The sequence below is a fragment of the Pseudomonas sp. GW822-FHT02D10 genome, from assembly GCF_058802345.1.
In genome coordinates this window covers 21,725-43,903 of the sequence record NZ_JBXAOB010000027.1, presented here as the reverse complement: position 1 = coordinate 43,903, position 22,179 = coordinate 21,725, and the positions used below count along the sequence as shown (strand labels likewise).

At 56.3% G+C, this 22,179-nt stretch carries 22 protein-coding genes, 1 tRNA gene and 1 pseudogene; 14 read left to right on the top strand and 10 right to left on the bottom strand.

Annotated elements, in window-relative coordinates:
- The first annotated feature begins 78 nt into the window (after positions 1 to 78).
- Positions 79 to 486: a type II toxin-antitoxin system tRNA(fMet)-specific endonuclease VapC gene (gene vapC / locus AC1RPZ_RS26590; RefSeq protein WP_493140784.1), complete on the top strand. Its 408-nt coding sequence runs from the start codon at positions 79 to 81 to the stop codon at positions 484 to 486.
- 71 nt (positions 487 to 557) lie between these two features.
- On the opposite strand, the gene gabP is transcribed toward vapC, so the two are convergent.
- The gene (gene gabP / locus AC1RPZ_RS26585) at positions 558 to 1,949 is read right to left on the bottom strand and encodes a GABA permease (protein WP_493140782.1); all 1,392 of its coding nucleotides are present in this window, start codon (positions 1,947 to 1,949) and stop codon (positions 558 to 560) included.
- A 555-nt stretch (positions 1,950 to 2,504) separates the two neighbouring features.
- Here gabP and AC1RPZ_RS26580 point away from each other — a divergent pair.
- The 10 genes from AC1RPZ_RS26580 (at position 2,505) to AC1RPZ_RS26535 (ending at position 12,261) form a co-directional block, all read left to right on the top strand.
- Positions 2,505 to 3,278: an ABC transporter ATP-binding protein gene (locus AC1RPZ_RS26580; RefSeq protein WP_493140780.1), complete on the top strand. Its 774-nt coding sequence runs from the start codon at positions 2,505 to 2,507 to the stop codon at positions 3,276 to 3,278.
- A gap of 13 nt (positions 3,279 to 3,291) precedes the next feature.
- Positions 3,292 to 4,047, top strand: a complete 756-nt coding sequence (locus tag AC1RPZ_RS26575; RefSeq protein WP_493140778.1) for an ABC transporter substrate-binding protein — start codon at positions 3,292 to 3,294, stop codon at positions 4,045 to 4,047.
- A 78-nt stretch (positions 4,048 to 4,125) separates the two neighbouring features.
- On the top strand, positions 4,126 to 4,821 hold the full coding sequence (locus AC1RPZ_RS26570; protein WP_493140776.1) for an ABC transporter permease: 696 nt from the start codon (positions 4,126 to 4,128) through the stop codon (positions 4,819 to 4,821).
- The gene (locus tag AC1RPZ_RS26565) at positions 4,818 to 5,507 is read left to right on the top strand and encodes an ABC transporter permease (protein ID WP_493140774.1); all 690 of its coding nucleotides are present in this window, start codon (positions 4,818 to 4,820) and stop codon (positions 5,505 to 5,507) included. The genes AC1RPZ_RS26570 and AC1RPZ_RS26565 overlap by 4 nt, the downstream gene beginning before the upstream one ends.
- A complete protein-coding gene (locus AC1RPZ_RS26560; protein ID WP_493140772.1) occupies positions 5,488 to 6,717 on the top strand; it encodes a methyltransferase in 1,230 nt (409 codons plus the stop codon). Before AC1RPZ_RS26565 ends, AC1RPZ_RS26560 begins: the two co-directional genes overlap by 20 nt.
- Before the next feature lie 310 nt (positions 6,718 to 7,027).
- On the top strand, positions 7,028 to 8,269 hold the full coding sequence (locus AC1RPZ_RS26555) for a nucleoside deaminase (RefSeq protein ID WP_493140770.1): 1,242 nt from the start codon (positions 7,028 to 7,030) through the stop codon (positions 8,267 to 8,269).
- A 269-nt stretch (positions 8,270 to 8,538) separates the two neighbouring features.
- A tRNA-Thr gene (locus tag AC1RPZ_RS26550) sits at positions 8,539 to 8,614 on the top strand.
- A gap of 164 nt (positions 8,615 to 8,778) precedes the next feature.
- Positions 8,779 to 10,107 carry a tyrosine-type recombinase/integrase gene (locus AC1RPZ_RS26545; protein ID WP_493140768.1) on the top strand — a complete coding sequence of 443 codons (1,329 nt, stop codon included), beginning with the start codon at positions 8,779 to 8,781 and terminating at the stop codon, positions 10,105 to 10,107.
- Between the two features lie 901 nt (positions 10,108 to 11,008).
- Positions 11,009 to 11,989 carry an integrase domain-containing protein gene (locus AC1RPZ_RS26540; protein WP_493140767.1) on the top strand — a complete coding sequence of 327 codons (981 nt, stop codon included), beginning with the start codon at positions 11,009 to 11,011 and terminating at the stop codon, positions 11,987 to 11,989.
- Positions 11,986 to 12,261 (top strand): hypothetical protein, encoded by a 276-nt coding sequence (locus tag AC1RPZ_RS26535; RefSeq protein WP_493140765.1) that lies wholly within the window; start codon positions 11,986 to 11,988, stop codon positions 12,259 to 12,261. Before AC1RPZ_RS26540 ends, AC1RPZ_RS26535 begins: the two co-directional genes overlap by 4 nt.
- A gap of 154 nt (positions 12,262 to 12,415) precedes the next feature.
- Here the strand turns inward: AC1RPZ_RS26535 and AC1RPZ_RS26530 are convergent, their stop codons facing one another.
- Positions 12,416 to 13,234, bottom strand: coding sequence for a hypothetical protein (locus AC1RPZ_RS26530; RefSeq protein ID WP_493140763.1), 819 nt, complete (start codon positions 13,232 to 13,234; stop codon positions 12,416 to 12,418).
- A 435-nt stretch (positions 13,235 to 13,669) separates the two neighbouring features.
- Between AC1RPZ_RS26530 and AC1RPZ_RS26525 the strand changes: the two genes are divergently transcribed.
- Entirely contained in the window at positions 13,670 to 14,326 is a 657-nt protein-coding gene (locus tag AC1RPZ_RS26525) for a hypothetical protein (RefSeq protein ID WP_493140761.1), read from the top strand.
- A gap of 289 nt (positions 14,327 to 14,615) precedes the next feature.
- Here the strand turns inward: AC1RPZ_RS26525 and AC1RPZ_RS26520 are convergent, their stop codons facing one another.
- Positions 14,616 to 14,981 (bottom strand): hypothetical protein, encoded by a 366-nt coding sequence (locus AC1RPZ_RS26520; RefSeq protein ID WP_493140759.1) that lies wholly within the window; start codon positions 14,979 to 14,981, stop codon positions 14,616 to 14,618.
- A 65-nt stretch (positions 14,982 to 15,046) separates the two neighbouring features.
- Complete coding sequence (locus tag AC1RPZ_RS26515) at positions 15,047 to 15,904, bottom strand: hypothetical protein (RefSeq protein ID WP_493140757.1); 858 nt, start codon at positions 15,902 to 15,904, stop codon at positions 15,047 to 15,049.
- 98 nt (positions 15,905 to 16,002) lie between these two features.
- Between AC1RPZ_RS26515 and AC1RPZ_RS26510 the strand changes: the two genes are divergently transcribed.
- Positions 16,003 to 17,124, top strand: coding sequence for a helix-turn-helix transcriptional regulator (locus AC1RPZ_RS26510; protein WP_493140755.1), 1,122 nt, complete (start codon positions 16,003 to 16,005; stop codon positions 17,122 to 17,124).
- Between the two features lie 233 nt (positions 17,125 to 17,357).
- Here AC1RPZ_RS26510 and AC1RPZ_RS26505 read toward each other — a convergent pair whose 3' ends face one another.
- Together AC1RPZ_RS26505 and AC1RPZ_RS26500 are read right to left on the bottom strand one after the other, a co-directional pair.
- Complete coding sequence (locus AC1RPZ_RS26505; RefSeq protein WP_493140754.1) at positions 17,358 to 17,603, bottom strand: hypothetical protein; 246 nt, start codon at positions 17,601 to 17,603, stop codon at positions 17,358 to 17,360.
- A gap of 43 nt (positions 17,604 to 17,646) precedes the next feature.
- Positions 17,647 to 18,045: a carboxymuconolactone decarboxylase family protein gene (locus tag AC1RPZ_RS26500; protein WP_123424036.1), complete on the bottom strand. Its 399-nt coding sequence runs from the start codon at positions 18,043 to 18,045 to the stop codon at positions 17,647 to 17,649.
- 211 nt (positions 18,046 to 18,256) lie between these two features.
- Between AC1RPZ_RS26500 and AC1RPZ_RS26495 the strand changes: the two are divergent.
- Positions 18,257 to 18,391 (top strand): annotated as a pseudogene (locus AC1RPZ_RS26495) (DUF3077 domain-containing protein); the annotation flags it as partial.
- A gap of 158 nt (positions 18,392 to 18,549) precedes the next feature.
- Here AC1RPZ_RS26495 and AC1RPZ_RS26490 read toward each other — a convergent pair.
- The 4 genes from AC1RPZ_RS26490 to aguB all read right to left on the bottom strand — a co-directional run bounded on the left by AC1RPZ_RS26490 (position 18,550) and on the right by aguB (position 21,908).
- Entirely contained in the window at positions 18,550 to 19,245 is a 696-nt protein-coding gene (locus tag AC1RPZ_RS26490; RefSeq protein WP_493140753.1) for a DsbA family protein, read from the bottom strand.
- 215 nt (positions 19,246 to 19,460) lie between these two features.
- Positions 19,461 to 19,673: a hypothetical protein gene (locus AC1RPZ_RS26485; RefSeq protein ID WP_493140751.1), complete on the bottom strand. Its 213-nt coding sequence runs from the start codon at positions 19,671 to 19,673 to the stop codon at positions 19,461 to 19,463.
- Positions 19,674 to 19,917: 244 nt separating this feature from the next.
- Positions 19,918 to 21,024 carry an agmatine deiminase gene (aguA, locus tag AC1RPZ_RS26480; RefSeq protein ID WP_493140749.1) on the bottom strand — a complete coding sequence of 369 codons (1,107 nt, stop codon included), beginning with the start codon at positions 21,022 to 21,024 and terminating at the stop codon, positions 19,918 to 19,920.
- A 5-nt stretch (positions 21,025 to 21,029) separates the two neighbouring features.
- Complete coding sequence (aguB, locus tag AC1RPZ_RS26475; RefSeq protein ID WP_493140747.1) at positions 21,030 to 21,908, bottom strand: N-carbamoylputrescine amidase; 879 nt, start codon at positions 21,906 to 21,908, stop codon at positions 21,030 to 21,032.
- Between the last annotated feature and the right edge of the window lie 271 nt (positions 21,909 to 22,179).

Below are 22,179 nucleotides of genomic sequence, written 5' to 3'. Positions count from 1 at the left end.
GGCTGCGCATGCTCATGTGTCGACGGATCGGGTGCTTAAGGTCCATAAAGGGAAAAGACCTTGAAAGGGCTGGTTCTGATGATCAAATACATGCTCGATACCAACATCTGCATTTTTACCATCAAGAACAAACCGCAGGTCGTGCGCGACGCTTTCAATCGCCATCACGGCCAGCTGTGTATCAGCGCAGTCACGTTGATGGAATTGATTTACGGCGCTGAAAAATCGGCGGCACCGGAAAAGAACCTGGCCGTCATAGAGGGTTTTGCAGCTCGCCTTGAAGTCCTGCCCTTCGACTACGAAGCCGCTGCCCACACCGGGATGATTCGCTCGGAACTTGCAAAATCGGGCACACCGATAGGGCCTTACGACCACATGATTGCGGGTCATGCGCGCTCACAAGGGTTCATTGTGGTGACGAATAATCTACGAGAATTTGAGCGCGTTCCCGGACTGCGCGTAGAGGACTGGGTACACCTCGATTGAACCCGGCAGCGGAAACAAAAACGGCCGCTTGTCATCCCTGACAGCGGCCGTTTTGCATTACGCGGGGCGAATCAGCTCAACACTACCGCGCCACGCTGTTCCAGTTTGCGACGGCGAGCCACAAACAAACCGGCAGCCACCACCAAAAGGCTCAACAGCCCTGTGGCAAGGATTTCCACACGATGGGCCTCCTGAAACAGCATGATGGTCAGGGCCGCCACGATGAATACGATCACCGCGTAGGTCAGGCCCGGAAACAGCCACATGCTGAAGGCGATTTTTTCGCCACGTGCCATGCGCTGTTTGCGCATGCGCAGTTGCGAAATCGCGATCACCAGGTACACCAACAGCGCAATAGCGCCGGAGCTGGCCAGCAGGAAATCGAACACCGCAGCCGGGGCCACGTAGTTGGCGAACACCGCGAGGAACGCCGCGCAGGTAGACAACATGACGGCCCAGTACGGCGTGCCGCTCTTGTTGGTGCGCTGGGAAACGGCCGGTGCATCACCACGCTTGCCCAGGGAGAACATCATGCGGGATGCGGTGTACAGCGCCGAGTTCAGGCAACTGGTCACAGCAACCAATACCACGATGTCAACGATCAGCTTGGCATTCGGGATACCCATGCGCTCAAGCACCGTCTGGTAAGAACCAACGCTGGCCAGGATCGGGTCGTTCCATGGCACCAGGGCCACAACGATGAAGATCGACACGAGGTAGAACAAGCCAATCCGCCAGATCACCGAATTGGTGGCCTTGGAGATTTGCTGGCCCGGGTTCTTCGACTCCGCGGCCGCGATGGTCACGATCTCGGTGCCCATGAAGGAAAACATGGTGGTCAGGATGGCGCCCAGTACCGCGCCCATGCCGTTTGGCAGAAAGCCCTGGGTGTCGAACAGGTGCGAAACGCCGCTGACCTGGCTGCCTGGCAGGAAGCCGAAGATCGCCATAACACCGAGGACAATGAAACCAATGATCGCCACGACCTTGATCAGGGCGAACCAGAACTCGAACTCACCGTAGTTCTTCACGCTGAACAGGTTGGTCACCGTCAGCAGCAAAGTGATGATCAGGGTAAATGCCCAGATGGCCACGTTAGGGAACCAGGCATGCAGGATAGTCGCGGCGGCGTTGGCCTCCAGCGGGATTACCAGAACCCAGAACCACCAGTAGAGCCAGCCGATGGTGAAACCGGCCCAGTGACCGATGGCGCGATCGGCGTAGGTCGAGAAAGAGCCTGTGTCTGGAGAAGCAACGGCCATTTCGCCAAGCATGCGCATGACCAGCACTACCAGCATACCGGCGGCAGCGTAGGCCAACAGCACGGCCGGGCCTGCGGCAGCGATGGCGTGACCCGAACCAACGAACAGGCCGGCGCCGATAACACCGGCAATCGACAACATGGTCACATGGCGCGGTTTGAGCCCCTGTTCGAGGCCATTAGAGCTTTGGGTACTGCTCATTGAAACTACCTTTGTAAGGAAAAGCGATTGCGTCCATCCCGCTTGGCGTCTTTCTCGTAAAAAGAATCCAACGGGGCGTTCCTTATTCTGCACGCAATAAGTGCGCCAAAATGTTTCACGTCGCCGGTTTACGGGGCCTGTACGACGACTGAGCCGTCATCGCAAGCCATTGAAGTTAATGGCACTTAGCCAGAACGTTACCCTGCCACACACTTCATTAACGAATTGACGCACCAGAAACACACAGAAAAAATGGCTCACGCACAATAAAAGGGCAGATCAGAAACGTTTGTCCGGTTAGCGCTTCCAACACCCGGCCAAAGCTGGCACCATCGCGCCTTTTTTTACGCGACACCCGCGCATAAATGGCTTCAAACGGGGATCGGTGGTTGATGGCGCGACAGTCTGTTGCGCTGATGCGGCAACCCGTCACGCACTGCCCGTCTACGCCCCGTGGGGCTGTTGGTCGCCATTCGACCGCCATGCCAGCTTGGCGCCTCGCCAGGAAGGCCCGCCCAACAGCAGGAGCACAACAGAACACAATGAGGACCGCACATGGCTGAGGCCACGCCCGCGCTTGAAATCCGCAACTTGCACAAACGCTACGGCCAGTTGGAGGTGCTCAAAGGCGTCTCGCTGACCGCCCGCGACGGCGATGTGATCTCGATCCTGGGCTCCTCCGGTTCCGGCAAGTCCACCTTTCTTCGTTGCATCAATCTGTTGGAAAACCCGAATCAGGGCCAAATCCTGGTGGCCGGCGAAGAACTCAAGCTCAAACCGGCAAAAAACGGCGAACTGGTCGCCGCCGACGGCAAACAGATCAATCGTCTGCGCAGCGAAATCGGTTTTGTGTTTCAAAACTTTAACCTGTGGCCGCACATGAGCGTGCTCGACAACATCATCGAAGCACCGCGCCGCGTGCTCGGGCAAAGCAAGCGCGATGCCATCGAAGTGGCAGAAGCCTTGCTGGCCAAGGTCGGCATCGCCGACAAACGTCACGCCTACCCTGCAGAACTTTCCGGCGGCCAGCAACAACGCGCCGCGATCGCCCGCACCCTGGCGATGCAACCCAAAGTGATTCTGTTCGATGAGCCAACTTCCGCGCTTGACCCGGAAATGGTTCAGGAAGTACTTAATGTGATCCGCGCCCTGGCCGAAGAAGGCCGCACCATGCTGCTGGTCACCCACGAAATGGGCTTTGCCCGTCAGGTGTCCAGTGAGGTGGTGTTCCTTCACCAGGGGCTCATAGAAGAGCAAGGATCACCCCAGCAGGTGTTCGAAAACCCGCTTTCGGCGCGCTGCAAACAATTCATGTCCAGCAACCGCTAACGGAGCTACCCACATGCAGACTTACACAAAATTCCTCCTCGCCGTGGCCACCACACTGGTGTTTTCGGCCAACGCGATGGCCGACGAAAAACTGAAAATGGGCATCGAAGCGGCTTACCCACCGTTCAACAATAAAGATGCCAGCGGTCAGGTGGTCGGCTTCGACAAAGACATTGGCGACGCCCTGTGCGCCAAGATGAAAGTCGAGTGCGAAGTCGTCACCTCTGACTGGGACGGCATCATCCCGGCATTGAACGCCAAAAAGTTCGACTTCCTGGTCTCCTCGCTGTCGATCACTGACGAGCGCAAGCAGGCCGTTGATTTCACCGACCCGTACTACTCAAACAAGCTGCAGTTCATCGCGCCGAAAAATGTCGACTTCAAAACCGACAAGGCCTCGCTCAAAGGCAAGATCATCGGCACCCAGCGCGCTACCTTGGCCGGCACCTGGCTTGAGGATAACTTTGGCGACGACGTCACCATCAAACTGTACGACACTCAGGAAAACGCCTACCTGGACCTGACCTCCGGTCGCGTCGATGCGATCCTCGCCGACAAGTACGCCAACTACGATTGGCTGAAAAGCGACGCCGGCAAAAACTACGAGTTCAAAGGCGACGCCGTTGTAGAAAGCGACAAAATCGGCATTGCCGTGCGCAAGGGTCAGGACGAACTGCGTAACAAGCTCAATGCCGCGTTGAAAGAAATCGTCTCTGACGGCACCTACAAAAAGATCAACGACAAGTACTTCCCGTTCAGCATCTATTGATACTGACTGGCCTGACCGGCACCGCTCTCTGACGGTGCCGGTCCCTGGCAAAGCCTGCCGCGATTTGAAAAGAAATCCATGACTATCGATCTCTACGGATTCGGCCCGGCGCTCGCCGCTGGCGCGCTGATGACCGTCAAACTGGCTCTCACAGCGCTGTGCCTGGGGCTGGTACTTGGTCTGCTCGGCGCCCTGGCCAAGACTTCCCCGTACAAGCCGCTGCAATGGCTTGGCGGCACCTACTCGACACTGGTTCGTGGTATCCCGGAATTGCTCTGGGTGCTGTTGATCTACTTCGGCACGGTCAACCTGATGCGTGCCTTGGGCGAGTTTTTCGGCAATCCCGACCTCGCGCTCAATGCCTTCGCCGCCGGCGTGATCGCTCTGGGCCTGTGCTTCGGCGCCTATGCCACGGAAGTTTTCCGTGGCGCGATCCTGGCGATCCCCAAAGGCCACCGCGAAGCCGGCGTAGCCTTGGGCATGTCGAAATTACGGATTTTCACCCGGCTGATCCTGCCGCAGATGTGGCGCATCGCCCTGCCGGGGCTGGGCAACCTGTTCATGATTCTGATGAAGGACACTGCGCTGGTGTCGGTGATCGGCCTGGAAGAAATCATGCGTCACGCGCAAAACGGCGTGACCATGACCAAGCAGCCGTTCACTTTCTACATGGTCGCAGCCTTCATGTACCTGGGCCTGACGATTCTGGCCATGACCGGCATGCACCTGCTGGAAAAACGCGCCGCTCGCGGCTTTGCGAGGAGCACGCAATGAACTGGGAAGTCATCATCAAGTGGCTGCCGAAACTGGCGCAGGGCGCAACCCTGACCCTGGAACTGGTGGCCATCGCCGTCGTCCTCGGTTTGCTGCTGGCCATTCCGCTGGGCATCGCTCGCTCGTCGCGTCTGTGGTACGTGCGCGCACTGCCTTACGCGTACATTTTCTTCTTCCGTGGCACGCCGTTGCTGGTGCAACTGTTCCTGGTTTACTACGGCCTGGCGCAATTCGATGCCGTCCGCGCGAGCGCGATGTGGCCATACCTGCGCGATCCGTTCTGGTGCGCCACCGCCACCATGACCCTGCACACCGCCGCCTACATCGCCGAGATCCTGCGCGGGGCGATCCAGGCCATCCCGAAGGGCGAGATCGAAGCCGCTCGGGCGTTGGGCATGTCGCGCCCCACCGCGCTGTTCTACATCATCCTGCCGCGTGCCACGCGCATCGGCCTGCCGGCCTACAGCAACGAAGTGATCCTGATGCTCAAGGCCAGCGCCCTGGCCAGCACCGTGACCTTGCTGGAACTGACCGGCATGGCCCGCACCATCATTGCCCGGACCTACCTGCCGGTGGAGATATTCTTCGCGGCGGGTATGTTCTACCTGTTGATGGCCTACCTCCTGGTGCGTGGCTTCAAGCTGCTGGAGCGCTGGTTGCGCGTCGATGCCTGCCAGGGACGTTGACCGGCCAGTGCTGACGGGCGAGCAACTGCTCGCCCGCTTTCAGGCGCTGGATGAGTTTCTTACAGAGCATCAAGCACTCTGGCGACCGCGTCCATTTACCCATCGGCAACTACCATGGGAAGCGGCCTATCCCGAACTGGCGAATTGGCTACGCCAGCGTTCGCTGGAAGACGCGGTAAACAGCCACAACCATCCTGAACGTCTTCTGGCGCCCGCGCCCTTTTCAGAACTGGCAGCGCAGGCCGTTGCCCTCAGCGCTGTAGGCAACCTTCCCGTTCATCCGACCGAGCCTTCGACCCGACGGCTGAACGTCGACGTGCCCGGCCGAAAATGGCAGCAGATCGAAGCCTTCGCCGGCTGCCTGCAATTTTTTGCAAAGCCCCTGCATTGGCTCGACTGGTGTTCGGGTAAAGGTCATTTGGGACGACGCCTGCTGCAAGCCGGCCAACAACTGACGTGTCTTGAGTACGACCCCACTCTGATCGCCAGTGGTCAGGCGCTGAGTCAGCACCATCAGCTCGCAGTCAATCATCTCCAACAGGACGTGATGGCAGCCGATGCAGCTGCGCGCCTGAGCGCCGATCAGACACCCGTCGCCCTGCACGCCTGCGGCGATTTGCATGTACGGCTGATGCAACTGGCCAGCGCCGCCGGTTGCAAACAACTGGCCGTTGCGCCCTGCTGTTACAACCGCATCAGCGCCCGCCAGTACCAACCGCTGTCCGGCGCGGCTAAAGGCTCCGGCCTACAGCTTTCCCTCGACGATCTGGCCCTGCCGCTGAGCGAAACCGTCACCGCCGGCGCCCGCGTCCGACGCCAGCGCGATACGTCGATGGCCCGCCGCCTGGCCTTCGACCTGCTGCAACGGCAACTGCGCGGCTGTGACGACTACCTGCCAACACCCTCGCTGCCCAGCGCCTGGCTGGATAAACCCTTCGCCGATTACTGCCGCGACCTGGCGGCGCTGAAAGACTTATCCACAGTCGGCGAGCAGGACTGGCCAGCACTGGAAGCCGCCGGTTGGGAACGCCTGGCGCAGGTGCGCAATCTGGAGCTGCTGCGTGGCCTGTTCCGGCGCCCGCTGGAGCTGTGGCTGGTACTCGACCAAGCGCTGTTTCTCGAAGAGCAGGGTTATTCGGTTCACTTGGGATTATTCTGCGAAGCCCCACTGACACCGCGCAATCTGATGCTGCTTGCGGAACGTCGATAACCCCCCCATCGCGCTCAACAGCCTGTGGATAAGTCTGTTGATGAAACTTTCCGGAAGCCTTTGGATCCATGGCTTTTAGGCCATGAAAGCGCTTGGTCATTTTTTGTTCATGTTGAAAAACGAGCGAAAAAACAGCCAGTTGCGATTTATTGAGAACTGATCCACAAAATCAGCCGTAAACGCGGCGGAACAGCTTCCCGTTGTGCATAAGCGTTAAGCCGAATGGTCATAACCAACTTCCGTGGCCTGAACTATCGTTGCCATGCGTCAGAAATCTCTGGCATTTAGGACAGCAAGGAGCTGGGCAACAATGACCACACTGAAAAGTGCACAGGAAGCAGTCGATACCGTCGCCAACCAGGCCATTCTCGCGGCCATGCAAAAAACTTTCGCCGTCGGCGGGGCCATCATCAACAACGCCACGGGCGAAGTCATCGCAGCCCTTCATAACAATGTGTTAATGCCTTTTCCGGGGAAAGGCACCACCTACTTCCTCCCCCATGACCCAACCGCCCATGGCGAGCGACAACTGGTGGACTGGTACTACGAAAAAGCAGCAGAGCTGAAGCTTCCGCCGCCCAACCAATTGACCATCGTGACCACGCTGGACCCGTGCGCCATGTGCGCCGGCGCGCTGCTCACGGCCGGATTCAACGTCGCCGTGAGTGCGATCGATGATTACGCGGGGATCAACTACAACAGCCAGTTCACCTTCCCGTCGTTACCGCCGCACATTCGTCAGCAAGCACAAAAAACCTGGGCGTATTACGCGGTCGCAGCTCCTGTCAGCCGTGCTTATCAAGGCTCGATGACCCCGGTGTTTGGCGGCCAGACCATCGACTCGGCGGCGTATTACCTCACCAGCTCGATCTTCTCCGCCAGCGTCAACACGGTGCGCGAAGCGAGCAACAACAGCGGTCTCGAACCGTCGAAGCTGAAAAACCCGGCCACGCTGCCGGCGAACAGTCCGGTACGCCAGGCATTGACCAGATTGAGTCCGTACGCCTTGACCGTAACCTCCAGCAACCCGCGTGACCCCGGCGCGGAACTGGCGCCGCCCCTGCTGAAAACAGCCCAGCAAGCCAATGTCTTCAACTCTGTAGCCTTGCTTGATCCCTTCGGCAACCTGCTGGTGTGCCTGGGCGGCGTGGAAAACCAGTCGCCGATTCGCACGGCGTTCATGGAAACCACCCGCAGCTATGCGGTCATGCGCTGGACCCTGATGAACGACCCGGACCCGGCGGTACGTGCCCAGGCCGAGCAGTACCTGACGCATCCGAAATACGGCACCTTCGTCTTCCTCTACGCACCGGACCCCATCACCCCCCAAGCGGTGATGACCTTCGGCGCGTACGGCTCGACCATGGAAGGCCCGGTGCCGCAAAGCTACCCGTCGAACCTGCAATACGTATTGTTGCCGGGAAACACCACGGCCCAAGCGCTGTCACAATTGGCCCAAAACCTGCCGCCGTTCTATACCCAGAGCGTGCAAGTGGCGCCCGCCCAAGTCCTGAGCCAGGCCTTGATCAACGCCGTCAAAAGCGGCGTGTAACCGGCTGACACCACCCGCAAGACCAGGTCCGCCGAACCATGGCGGGCCTGCCGTGAAAACGTCACGATTGGAACCCTGTCATTCGTCAACAAAAGCCTCCCTGCGAGCGACACGTTTTACACCACGCGACAACCGTGAACTGATCAAGAACAGCCCTGGAACGCTCAAGCACACACAAGGACGAGAACCTTGCCAAAGGCATACTGAAAAATAGTCAGTAATCAGGGGTTTACAGAACCCAGCCAATCGCTATAATCGTCGCCCAACACGCCGGTATAGCTCAGTTGGTAGAGCAACTGACTTGTAATCAGTAGGTCCCGGGTTCGACTCCTGGTGCCGGCACCACATTAGGCTCCATTGCATTCCACCGAATGCTCTGGAAGCCCCGAAAACCCGCCCTTTGGCGGGTTTTTTCGTTCCAGGACCCTCTGTCGGGATCCAACAAAATCCCCCTTCCCCGAGGGTATGTTAGGGGTACTGCGATTTCCCGGTCAGGAGCGCGTACCCCTATGCCACGTCTAGCGATCCCCCTCAGCGACCTGCAATGCCGCACGGCAAAAACCCGCGAACGCGCCTACAAACTGTTCGACGGCGGCGGTATGTACCTTTTCGTCAAACCCAATGGCGTGAAGACCTGGCGCTTGAAGTACACCAAGCCCAGCGGCAAGGAAGGTACGCTCATCATCGGCAATTACCCCATCGTTACCCTTTCCGTCGCACGACGTAAGCGAGACGAAGCCAAGGCGTTGCTGCTCGACAACCTCGACCCAATGGAAGAAAAGAAGAAGGCCAAGATCGTAGCCCAGCGGGCGGCACTGCTTTTCGAAACCGTTGCTCTGGAGTGGCACGCCGACATGTCCCGTCGCTGGACCGAAGGACACGCAAAAACCGTGATGAGCCGACTGCGTACCCACGTCTTCCCGCTGATCGGCCAACGACCCATCGCTGAACTCGATACCCATGACCTGCTAGAGATCACCCAGCGCATCAAGGAACGCGGCACCATGGATGTGGCGTTACGGGTACAGAACTACTTATCCACCATCATGCGCGGGGCCAAAAGGGCTCGGCAGATCACCATGAATCCTGCACTGGATCTGGCAGGCTCGATTTACGCGCCGCGCACAGTCCATCGCCCGGCCCTCTCCCTCAACCGCCTACCCGAACTGCTACACCGGATCGACAACTACAACGGCCGCGAGCTGACGCGCCTCGCCGTCCTGTTGACGTTGCATGTATTCGTCCGCTCCAGCGAACTGCGCTTCGCTCGATGGAGTGAGTTCGACCTCCAACGCGCCATGTGGGAAATCCCCGATACGCGCGCACCGATTGAAGGGGTACGCAACTCCACACGAGGGACCAAGATGAATGGCGACATTCAAATGGTTCCTCTATCGCCGCAGGTCATCGAAATACTGGAGCGCCTGCGCAGCCTCAGTCGCTTTTCAGAGTTGGTGCTGCCGGGCGACCATAAGTACTGGAAGCCCATGTCCGAGAACACGGTGAACACCATGCTCCGCAACGTCGGCTATGACACCAGCAAGGACGTGTGCGGCCACGGCTTCAGAACCATGGCCTGTAGCGCTCTGCTGGAGTCCGGGTTATGGACCGACGCAGCCATCGAAAGACAAATGAGCCACAAGGAGCGCAACCGTGTGCGCGCGGCGTATATCCACAAAGCTGAATTTCTGGAGCAGCGCCGGCTGATCATGGCGTGGTGGAGCAACTACATTGATGCCAATCGCAGCGGCCATGTAACGCCTCACGAATTCGCTCACCCAGTCGGCAACAACATCACCGCCCTACAAAATAGCCGTGGCGCATCCAAACGTGGGTAAGCCAATGAGATCACCGCAGTCCGCCCTTCCACGCGGGTCCATCCAAGCGGGGCTGCAAAGCCGCCCTGCTTGGATGGACCTCACTTAAAAAATCTAAAGCCCACGCAACTGTCTGTGGAAAAACACTGATTTCCACCGGTGGATAATTTCATCCACAGCCGCAGAGTCCCCGAAAATTCGAGCCTTGACCCAAATTATCCACAGGCGTAGAAAAGATCGGGCAAGTGCTGTCGTTGGCAGCAACCCAGGTAGCCAGAACCTTTAAGGCTACGCCACACCGTGGTGGTTCTCCCAAAGTGCGATTAGCGTCCGGCGGCTCGCACGCTCACAGCGATGTGATGGATGCCTACTTTTACCAGTGTGCCCACTGCGGCAACTTTCCCCTTTCATAGCTGCCTTGCAGCAACCTATCCGCTTGGCCATTTCCTTGCGCCAACCTGCGCCCGTCTCTTTCTCCCGGATAGAGACGGGCGCTCCTACCGCTGCTGCAGCCCAACTCGTACAGGGCTTTGCGGTATTCCCCCTCGTGACAATCGGCGTGACAAACACCGAAGTCACCAGCAACAGCGATGCCGATGATGGTGCCGCAGCCCAAGGAATGGACTGCACCTGACTGACAGTCAGGCACGACCCGGTCATCGCATCACTGCCTTCACCCGACTCAGGATCTCGCGGCATTGGTCTCGTCAGCCAGTGCAGCCTCCACCCGCCCACCGGTAACGGTGTTCAGGAGGCCAGATCATGAGATGCCCAAGCTCCCGGTCGTAAAGAGCCGCCAGTCCCGCGTTAGTGGACAACCCTCACAGGTCGCAGGGGCCTTGATCCCTGATAACACTCAACATTCGTGGCGGGATGACGTGGGGAAAGTTTTAAAAGTTTTGGCTTCGAGAGGAGTTTGATCATGGCATTGGTAGGTAGGCGGGATGGGCGCAATTTTGGCTATGGCCGGCAACTGAGCTATGCCGGGCCGCAGGCATTGCGCGATCTATTTGGCGGCGGGCATTACGGCACCGTCAAGGCACACAGTGATCGCTGGCAGGCGTTTGTACGCTGGTGTCGGTCGGAGGAAGGACCGGGGTTTAACGATGCGCGGCAGATTAATTGGCAGACCTTGCTGGACTACGCCGGACATCTGCGCCAACAAGTTGAACAAGGTGAGCTGGCCATCGCCACTGCGCAAAACCGGTTGTCCAGTGTGAATCGGACCATGGCCGCGCTTCGCGGTGATCAGTATGTGAAAGTGCCGAGCCCGAGTAAGGCGCTGGGAATGCGGCGCACCAGTGTGCGTCGTTCAGCGCCGCAAGGCCAAGATCGCGAACAGGTGAAGCGGATCGTCGACGTACTTTACGAAAACCAGCAGCCGCGCGCCGCGGCCATCGCTCAGTTAGCGCGAGCCACCGGTATGCGCTTACGTGAGGCCGTTTTGGCCGACCTTCCGCGCTTAAAACGTGAGGCCGAACTATATGGCAAGATCAACATCCAGGATGGCACCAAGGGGGGCCGCTCAGGTGCCTCGGCACCTCGCTGGATCAGGGCGGATGATCATATTCGCGAGGCGCTGAGATTCGCCGAACAGGTCTCACCCGACGGTAGCCGCAACCTACTTGCACCGAACGAAACCTACCTCGATTTCCAACGGGGAATCGTCCGTCCTGCACGGGACATCCTCCATCAGTACAACCTCAAAGGCTTCCACGAGTTGCGGGCGGCCTATGCGTGCGAACGCTATGAGCAAATCACACACCATCCCGCCCCCATCAACGGTGGCCATTGCTATCAACTCGACCGTCGCCTAGATCAGGATGCCCGAGTACAAATCAGCTATGAGCTGGGGCACGACCGTATCGTCGTGGTGGCCGCTTACATTGGTGGTCGAGCATGAGCACGGTATTCGATATGGAGCTGTTCCTGGCGGGCGTCCTGACCGGGTCGCATACCACGCGCCAACGCCACCTGCGTCAGGCGAAGGCTATCCAAACAGCGATCGCTGAGCGCTGGCAACGCGACAATCCATGGACTTGGCGGAGAAAACACCTTGCGTGGTTTTTGAATCACCACCTAAACCAGCACACTGAATCGACGCGTTATTACTATTTGCTGACCATGCAATTACTCACTTATCGCTTAGGAAAACCCTGGCAGTTCAACCGCTAAACGAAGGTCAGAAAACGGCCAGAAGCGGCCTGTCAGATCAACCATTGGGGACTAGCAACCGCAAACGCTAGACCAGTGTTGGTTAGCGAAGCAGTCACTGAACACCCTGGTCTCGTGAGGGGTGGTATAGGTAACTTTGTTTCTTTCTCTTGGCTTACGGATTTTTCACATCGGTAGTGGCAGGTGCTATCTTTTTAGCGTCCTGGTACCACTCTTCAGATATTGGAACTATTACGCCTAGCCTCATTTTAGTCGGCTTGCCTCTTGAGTTTCGCTCTAGCACTTCTGTCGAGCTTGTAAAAAACACCATGGAATAGAATCCGTCTCTTGCAAAAACTGCATATGTAACGAATATCTCAGAAAAGGTAAATAAGGAAAGATTTAAAAAAGTTGGCTTTACTGTCCAGTACGATGATATTGGCGCCCAAGTTACCGCTGCAACTATTCCAGCAAGGTATAAGAATAACGTGGTCACGGTAGCCCACCCGAGAGCTTCCCCGGCCATAGCTGCGACCGATCTACGCTTTTTAAACTTGCCCACCAGCAAGGTTGCAGGGAAAATAAAGACATAGGAGATTATAGTCGTCGGGATGATGGCTACAAGCAGCAGAGCCCACGCCGCCAAGGTGTATGGGATTGTCTCAAAAGACCTATGCATCGCACTAGCGCCCAAAACTGCTAAAGATGCTAAAGTTGACCAAAATAAAATTTTGAAATCCATTTGTGCATACCGCCAGCGTCGGATCTCCACAGACTGCATCATGAACTCAACCGTGGTACGGAAGCAGTTATAAGTGATAATTGAAATCAAAATTAGAGGTATTGATGCGGTGGTTAGATCTAGGCTGCCAAAGATATCCGTCTGAATATTTTTGAATTCAAACTGCAGAGCAGACCAGCCAAGAGCCGCCGCACAAGTGGCTGTGGACAAATTTCGAGCAGACCTGTATCCGTCACTGATCTTGAAATCCAAAGATGTCTCCTGAAAATTGCCTCTGTTCCTACCAGTCCTCCACCGACGACGAATTCCTTTAGAGAACTCAGACTTTTCGCAAGTGATGGCTTTAGGAGCTAATCGCCAAAAAAGCTAGCAGATGGCCGCCTGGAAGTCTATGCCACCTTTTGCTCGATCCTGCCGGGCCTCACCGGCCCCGTTCGGCCATAAGCTGCTTTTGGTATATCGAAGTTGCGCATTCATGACTGGCAGCACCAGGCGTTCGTCATCACGCCGGAGCCACGACATCCTTGCCGTGATATCGGCTGTAACTGCATGCCTGTTGAGACATTAGTCCTGAGTCATCAAAACGATTTTTCTCATTGGAGCATTCACCAGGCCTAGAATGACCTCAAGGCGTGACCTTTTTGACAGGTTTGCCACCCTCGCAAAATGAGTATCAGGGAGAAGACCATGCCGCATTGCTTCGTTATGCAGCCTTTTGACGGAGGTGACTTTGACCATCGGTATGAAGATGTTTTTGCTCCGGCAATCAGGGCTGGAGGTCTAGAACCGTACCGTGTTGATCAAGATCCAAAGGTTAGTATCCCTATCCAAGATATCGAGAAGGGAATCCGAGATGCACGTATATGCCTCGCGGATATTAGCTTGGATAATCCAAACGTTTGGTTTGAGCTGGGATATGCAATCGCGTCAGGAAAAGAAGTGGTACTTGTATGTTCCGAGCAGCGCACAACTCGATTCCCATTTGATGTTCAACATCGAACAATAATTAAATACCAGACTGGTGCTCCGCGAAATTTCGAAACCTTGAAACAAAGTATCACATCTAAAATACAAGCTCTTATTCAAAAGACCGAAGCTCTCGAAACCGCTGCGGCCCCTTCTATGCTAAAACAGATCGAAGGCCTAGATCAGAATGAAATTGTTGCCCTCGCTGCAATTGGTGAAAACATTATGGCTCCTAGCGATAATGTATCCGTCTATCAGCTAAGACGTGACATGGAAAAAGCAGGCTTTACAAATTTAGCAGCCAGTATTGCGCTTCATACCTTGACTAAACGAGGTCTGGTGACTTCCGAACCCTGCACTGACTATCAGGGGGGATGAGTACACCGGCTGCTCGTTCACGACCGCCGGTTGGGAATGGTTATTAGAGAATAAACAGTTTTTTGAACTTAGAAAACAACCTAAGCCTCCGGTAAATTTTGACGACAATATTCCCTTCTGACGGATAATTTTTTCGTTAGTTCAAGTAAGGCTCTTAAGTTTTAAGGGCCTTTTCATTTGCTGCGTTTTTTCAGGCCGCTGCCATGTTTCTATCGAATAACTGGCCGTTTTTCGCTCTTCACGACGGACTATCTATATTGGGTCGATTTCTGCCGATACGGCATGAGACTCAAGACTGAGATTTTTTGACCCGGGCGTTTTTAATCATCACCTCGAGTTGGGCGATCATTTCATCAGGGTCAATTTCAGTCATTTCACCGCACGACGCAGCAATGATCATTTCAGCAAATTCAGGACTGTATTCCGACTGGTAAGCGGGAGCTGCATGATCGACGGTCGATACCACCCACTGGTCATTCACCTCCTGACCGATAATGTGATTTCTTTCCTGTAGAGCGAAGAGGGCAGTCTGGAACTGTTCGTCCGTCATTTCTGGGAGCCGTTGCGCCACCTCAGCCTGAAGGGCTCCAACGCAAACCCCATGACTTGCGAGACTCATGATCAAGACTTGCACATTACTCAATGATTCCATCATTCGATTTCCTAATCCGAAGGTGGTCCCCGGCGTTCCCGAGGACCAGTCAGGCGACAGCCATTAGGTCACTGCCCCAAATCGTAGCCAATCATGAACAACGCAGCTTCCAGTGCACGGAGAGAATCTTTAGGTTCGACGATCCCGTGGAAACCGCAGCCTGAGGCCTTGGGATGCGCCAGGACCGCGGCAAGCGTCCAGCTGGCGCGCATGTTCCAAAGGGCATGGTGTGAACCCGAGCGCAAGCGTTTGAACTTGTAAGGACCTGCACCTGGGTCCCGACGCTTTGGCGACACAGCTGATTGAGCCTCCTTCGCGGCCGCCCATGGGAAACAGAGAGAACTTGGAACGCTAGCCAGACTTTTCGCATCGCAGTATTTGACGATGAGCCATCCCAAGCTTGCCGCCACGCGGCTGTCATAGATCACGAAGTCATCGCACAGCAGAGAGTAAACCTTGGTCATTCCGGAGTTAAAACGCAGCTGGTCGCAGCGCAGCGCAGGGGCTTCAGGATCGCCGGCATTGATGGCGGCCTGAACATCTTGTAGCGATCGCGCCAACCCGGCCTGGTTCAGCTTTAACCATTCATTGTTTCGAGCAGTCACTCCGCCCCATGCCATGACACCCGACGCTGCTTCCACCACTTTCGAATCGTCGGTGCCGGCGGCGACCAAGTCCGCCTTCAATGCAGCCAATGCCTTTGCGTTACTTAAGAATGTCGATCCTGGGTTGAAGGCCAAACGTTGGTTGCCCGGGTGGTTCCACTGATACTTTTCGAAAGCGTTGAACAAGCTTGTGCAGTTCCATTCTTTCCCGCTACGGCGATCAATATAGGCATGCTGGAAAAGGGAAGTATCCAGCTCCGTGGCCATCCAATGGACGAAACCAGCGACATGGAAATCGGCAAGATAGGTTGAACGCTTCATGGACATGCTCCTGTGGGCTGACGGTTAAGTTCGTGTTTTCCTTGCCAGCCCGAGCATCATTCCACACACTTAGGACACTTTTTGTCCTGGGCGTAACCATGGTCTCTTTTTACGAGCGTCGAGATTATCTGCGTGACATCTTGCAGCGGCATGGCACCGCTTTACCGACGTCTCAAGTTCATGAAGCGATGTGTGCCTGCTTAGGTAACGTTGATCATCCATTCAAAACAACACAGCGCGACCTTCTAAAGCTCGAGGCCGATGGCTACATAAAATGCCAACGCCGAGGTGCTGCCAAGCACTTACTCTATTGGTCGTCGACCGGAGCCAATTTTAATTTGACGCTCTCACCAACGGAGGCGATGACACTGTCGACCATTTTCGATCATGCGGATCGGTTTGGTCTCAAGACACACACCGAAAAGCTTTCGCCACTGCGACGTCATGCACTTCGTGTCATGAACGACTACTCAAAACGACAGCTGGATTGGGAAAAGCGAATAACCACCGGGACTCGGTTTACGGTCCTCATCCCCGGGGAGTACGACTTAACCCATCTGACCAAAATCCAGGAGGCCATATTCGGAAACCAGCCGCTGGAAGTGACGTATCAGCCCCGGGATGTGGGTGACATCCAGTGTGTCTATCAACTCAAACCGTTGGGCCTATCTCACCAAGATTCAAACACCTATTTGTCTGCGCTAGTGCAGGAAGAGGAGTGGCCTCTTGGTCAAACTCCAGAGCCCGACGCCCCCCGTGGGAAGTACAGCAGCAATGGCCCCAACAAGCTGTGTGCGCTGATGCTTCATCGAATCTTAAAAGTGGAACCTGGTAAACGCGAAATCGCCGACCCTGATGGCTACGACATCAATTCGATCGATGCGCAACAGCACCTGATGACTATCCACTCACCGGTACCCGTAAATGTCAGCTTGCGCCTTAGTGACAACCTGCATAACCGGCTTTCTGAAAATCCGCTCTCACAGGACCAGATCCTGGTCGCCGAGGCCGGGAGCTGGATATTGAACTGCCGGATACTCGACACTCAGGGGCTGCGCCTTTTTTTGCTCAGCAATGCCGCCGACATCGAAGTCCTATCGCCCATCGAATTAAGAAATCACGTTCAGGGCGTCCTAGAGCGGGCAGTTGGTATGTACAAGGCCGGCCCGATTGAACCCGGCTCTGAATTACTTGCAGACCGACAACGTGCTGACATCTAAAAAATCCCGAGTTCGATTCCACAGAACGCCATAACTAGCTGATTTATTTATAGTTACTAGTTGGGGTACGCCGAATTTTCCAGCGAACTCCAGACACCCGAAAAACCTAGTCTCCCCGAAACATACCGTTCGTCTGGTGCCGGCACCATACAAAATAAAGCCCTCGCAGCAATGCGAGGGCTTTGTTGTTTCCGGGGATTGGAAAAGCAGGTCTTAGTGACCCGCGCTCCCGCCTAGGACCCTTTGCCAAGAAAAGGCGCGGTTTCCACCTCCAGCATCAGCAACACCATTTCCGTCAATTCGGCGTCGGACTTCTGTCCCCCATAGAGGTCGTGGAGTGCTTTGGCGAAGGGAATGCGCAGGTCCTGGTTTTCTTCGCGGGCGGTATCGCTGTAGTGCATGAGTTCGCTGATGGCTCGCAGCACAGCCGCTTGCCACCGAGCGGTGGTCCTAGGACCATCGCCGGTGATTGCAATCAACTTATCCTTCGTCAGCTGGCGAAGGGCAGGTTCGCGCAACGGCTTAAGCGGCTTTGGGTTGCGAGTGATCTTTGACATACCGGATGATACTCAGCGTTTCCTGCCGGAACTGCTCGTAGTCGATCTGCTGGGCGTTAATAAAGGTGCTGCCCATCATGGTCAGCGACCCCATAAAGCTGGCTTCGGAAATTTCCTCGTCGCTCGCGCCAAACAAGCGCGCGGCTTCTGTATGGAACAGGGCGCAATACTTACAACGGGTCGCCCCAGACACTGCCAGACCTATTAACTCCTTGTACTTATTAGGAATCTTGGTATCCGCCAGCCAGAAGTCCCGGGCCACGGCCCAGAATCCGCTCGCTCCGCCTTCCGGCATCTGCTTAATCCACTCCGGTACCTGACCCAGGGTCTGTTCAATTTCCCGATAGGTATCACGAATGGCCATTTGGCACCTCCTTACCTCTCTGGAGACATCTGCTTCAGAGGTACAACTAGTTTAGTTCGCTGGCAGCCATGCCAGAGCCAGCAGCAGGTCGACTCCAGCAATGAATTCTTAAACATCGTAGAAACAATAGGATGGGTTTAGATTTTTTTGGCGCAATGACGTGCCACTAAGTACCTGGAGTTATCAAACTTGGCGGGGGGGCTCATCACCCATTTCCAATGCCTCCTTCACCTGCTCCGACCAAGCCCTCTTCCGCGTCAACAGCGGCGTCCCGATCCGCGAAGCCTTGTCTCACGTTTCCGATTTGCTTCACCTCTTACCCCGGAATGGGAGAGCGGCATTTTTCTTGGATTTCGCCGTAGAACCGAAGTCAAAAGAATCCGGTCAATGGCTTGAGTAAACAGCATTGCGAACCAGTCGGTTTTTTTTCAGTGATTTAACCACTCAACCGATCATCAGAAAATGTTGATCGGGTAATCCACAAACACACGGACTTCGATGAGATTAGTGAGCGCAACCGTCCAGGCCACACGCCTGAACCGGGGAAGTGGATTCGCCCGGCTGGGTGACGACCGATTGGCTCAACCAGGCCGCAAACGCTTTGGGTTTGCCAAGCCATGGACCCATGTCGACCAGGGTGAATTGACCGTCCTGTTCCAGCGCCAGTGTCGGGAAGCCCTGGCCACCCACCTGCGCCAACAAGGCGCGACTTTTCTTGATGTGACCTTGGGTTGCGTTCGCCAATGCGTCCTTGAACTCGCGTTTGAAAGATTCTGCTTCCATGCCAATCGACACGGCGAGTTCCAGCAACACCGCTTCATCGGCAATCCGCCGACCTTCCACGTAGTGCGCGCTCTGCAAACACCCCAGCAGTTCCAACCCACGTCCGGCGAGTTGCTCAGCAGCCAGCACGGCAGCAATCGGCGGCGCCGAATCGAACACCGCAGTGTAATCGCGCAGCAAGCCTTCAAAATACGCCTCGCCAAACGGCTGCCCGGTGTACTCGGCGATGCGGCGGTCATGGGGTATCACGTAGTCGCGCAGTTGAGGCGAAACCGTCTGTCGGTTAGCACCGGCCATCATGCCGCCGCCATGGGCGATCACCGGTAAAACGGCCTGTGCCGCTTGCACCAAAGGCTTGGCACCGTAGCACCAGCCGCACAGTGGATCGTAGATGTAATGAAGGGTCGCGGTAGACATGGAAAGCTCCAGCAAAGTCGTAGGAATTCGATGCCGGCAGACTACTGCTCTGACGAAGAGGGAAAAACGCCGTTATGGTTTTTAGTCTGTTTCGCAGATCGGTCGAATGGGGGGCTGGGGTCACTGCTGGCTGGACGAAACCGGGATTTACCGTTTCTAAAGGCAAAAAAAAAGCGCTGCCATCCGGGCAGCGCTTTTACCAATCCTTTGTTTTCTTATCCTTCCATCACATCCCACAACGCTTCCAGTTCCGCCTCGCTGAATAAACCAGCGGGGTAGCGCTCGATCATCATCCGGCGCGGATCAGGTTCTCTGATCTGACGCGTTCCATTGGACTTCAACCAGTGCGCCAGAACCTGGAGCGATTCGCTATTCATTGCCAAGGGATGGGATGCCCGCTCGCTGACCACGTTCATTTCGGCGTTCATTTCAGCGCTCTCTCCCGGTACGTGAGCGGCTAACTTATCCAACGTTTATGACAGAACATCGCAGTTCTACACGTCCGTGAATGACCCCCGGACAGATACAAGAGCTGTGCCAATGTGTCGAATTGTTTGAACGTTAGTACAAAAAAGCCCGCAGTCCTGACGGGCTGCGGGCTTGATGCGGGTCTAGCGATTGGATCTATCGCCTCTGCCGACCTTCAGGTGACAACAGCTGTTACAACCTCACTCAACCTTTGTGCGGCGCCGGCTGTTGTTGGGTAAGGCAATGGATATTGCCACCCCCCAGTAACAGTTCACGCCCTGGCACCATCACCACTTCGTGCTGTGGAAACAGGTTCTGGAGGATTTCCCTGGCCTGAGCGTCCAGTGGATCGTCAAAGCTCGGCGCAATGATGCCGCCGTTGACGATCAGGAAGTTCACGTAGGAGCCGGCCAGGCGCACCGAAGGGTTACGCTCCTGCGTACCGTCCACAGGGTCGACACCGGCGCATTCTTCCTCGGTCGCGTAAAGCGGCCCCGGAATCGGCATTTTGTGCACCGTGAATGGGCGGCCCTTGGCGTCTTTGCTGCTTTGCAGCACGTTCATCGCCGCCTGGCAACGCGGGAAGTTCGGATCCTGCGGGTCGTCGGTCCAGGCCAACAACACTTCACCGGGACGGACATAGCAGCAGAAGTTATCCACATGGCCGTCTGTTTCGTCGTTGAACAAACCGTCCGGCAGCCAGATGATTTTATCCACAGCCAGCTGTGCGCTGAGCACCGCTTCGATATCGGCACGGTTCATGTGCGGATTGCGATTGCGGTTCAACAGGCACTCTTCGGTAGTGATCAGCGTGCCTTCGCCATCGACGTGAATCGAACCGCCTTCGAGCACGAAGCCCTCGGTGCGGTAACGCGGACTGCGCTCGATCTCGAGGATCTTGCCGGCCACCTGCGAGTCACGATTCCACGGCGAATACAGACCGCCATCGAAGCCGCCCCAGGCGTTGAAGTCCCAGTCGACACCACGGACGTCGCCGCTGTTGTCGATGACGAACGTCGGGCCGGTATCACGGACCCAGGCGTCGTCGCTGGACATCTCGACGAGGCGAATATTCGGCACGTCCAGACGTGCCCGGGCGTTTTCGTACTGGGCCGCCGATACGGCAACGGTCACCGGTTCAAAACGCGCGATGGCCTTGGCCACCGCAACGTGAGCGGCCTGCGCCGGCTTGCCACCCAGGCGCCAGTTGTCCGGGCGCTCCGGCCAGACCATCCAGGTCTGGGTCTGAGTCGCCCACTCGGCGGGCATGTAAAAACTATCGGCGCGAGGGGTGCTGTGCAAAGTGGTCATGGCGATCAGGACTCCAGGGAACCGTCGAGGGTTTTGATTGCGCCGTACAGGTTCGGGCGACGGTCACGGAACGAACCCCAGGCACTGCGGATGTGCTCCAGTTCGTCGAGGTCGAAGCTCTGAACCAGTACGCCTTCTTCGGTTTCGTTGAGTTCCTGAACCTTTTCGCCAAACTGGTTGGCGATGAACGACGAGCCGTAGAAGGTGATGTCGTAGCCGTCCTGTTCTTCATTGCCAATGCGGTTGCTGGCGATCAGCGGCATCAGGTTGGCGCCGGCATGGCCTTGTTGAACGCGCTGCCAGTGGTCGCGGGACGAAATGGTCTTGTCGTGCGGTTCGCTGCCGATGGCGGTTGGGTAGAACAGGATTTCCGCGCCTTGCAACGCCATGCTGCGGGCGCACTCCGGGAACCACTGATCCCAGCAGATGCCTACGCCGATTTTCGCGTAACGGGTGTTCCAGACTTTGAAGCCGGTATCGCCTGGGTTGAAGTAGTACTTTTCGTGGTAGCCAGGACCGTCCGGGATGTGGCTTTTACGATAAATTCCGAGGTTGCTGCCATCGGCATCGATGATTGCGATGCTGTTGAAACGTGCGCGGCCTGCCAGTTCAAAGAAGCTGATTGGCAGAACGACTTGCAATTCTTTGGCGACTTTCTGGAAGTGCTTGATGGCCACGTTTTCGGAAGCGGTGGTGGCCAGTTGCAGGTAGTCCGGGTTCGGTTTCTGGCAGAAGTACGGGGTCTCGAACAGCTCCTGAATCAGGATGATCTGTGCGCCTTTGGCTGCCGCCTCACGGACCAGCTTCTCAGCGGTCTCGATGTTGGCTTCAAGGTCCCAGGAACAGGCCATCTGGGTAGCGGCGACAGTAACGATACGGCTCATGAATCATCTCCCGGGCGGGTGCAGTGGGTCGATTGTGGCATCGACCGATGACAGAAATGGGAACGGCCAGGCGTGGCGATTCGCACCGTGGCGTTAGACGACTTTATAACCGATAAAAATCGACTTTAAAAGCTATAAAACATCAACCAATCGAAAATACTTCATCCAAACCCGATATCAATCGAATTTAAACGCAATCCCTGTGGGAGCGAGCTTGCTCCGGGCGGCGTTCCGACGATGGCGGTCTGACGGTCAACATTAATGTTGGATG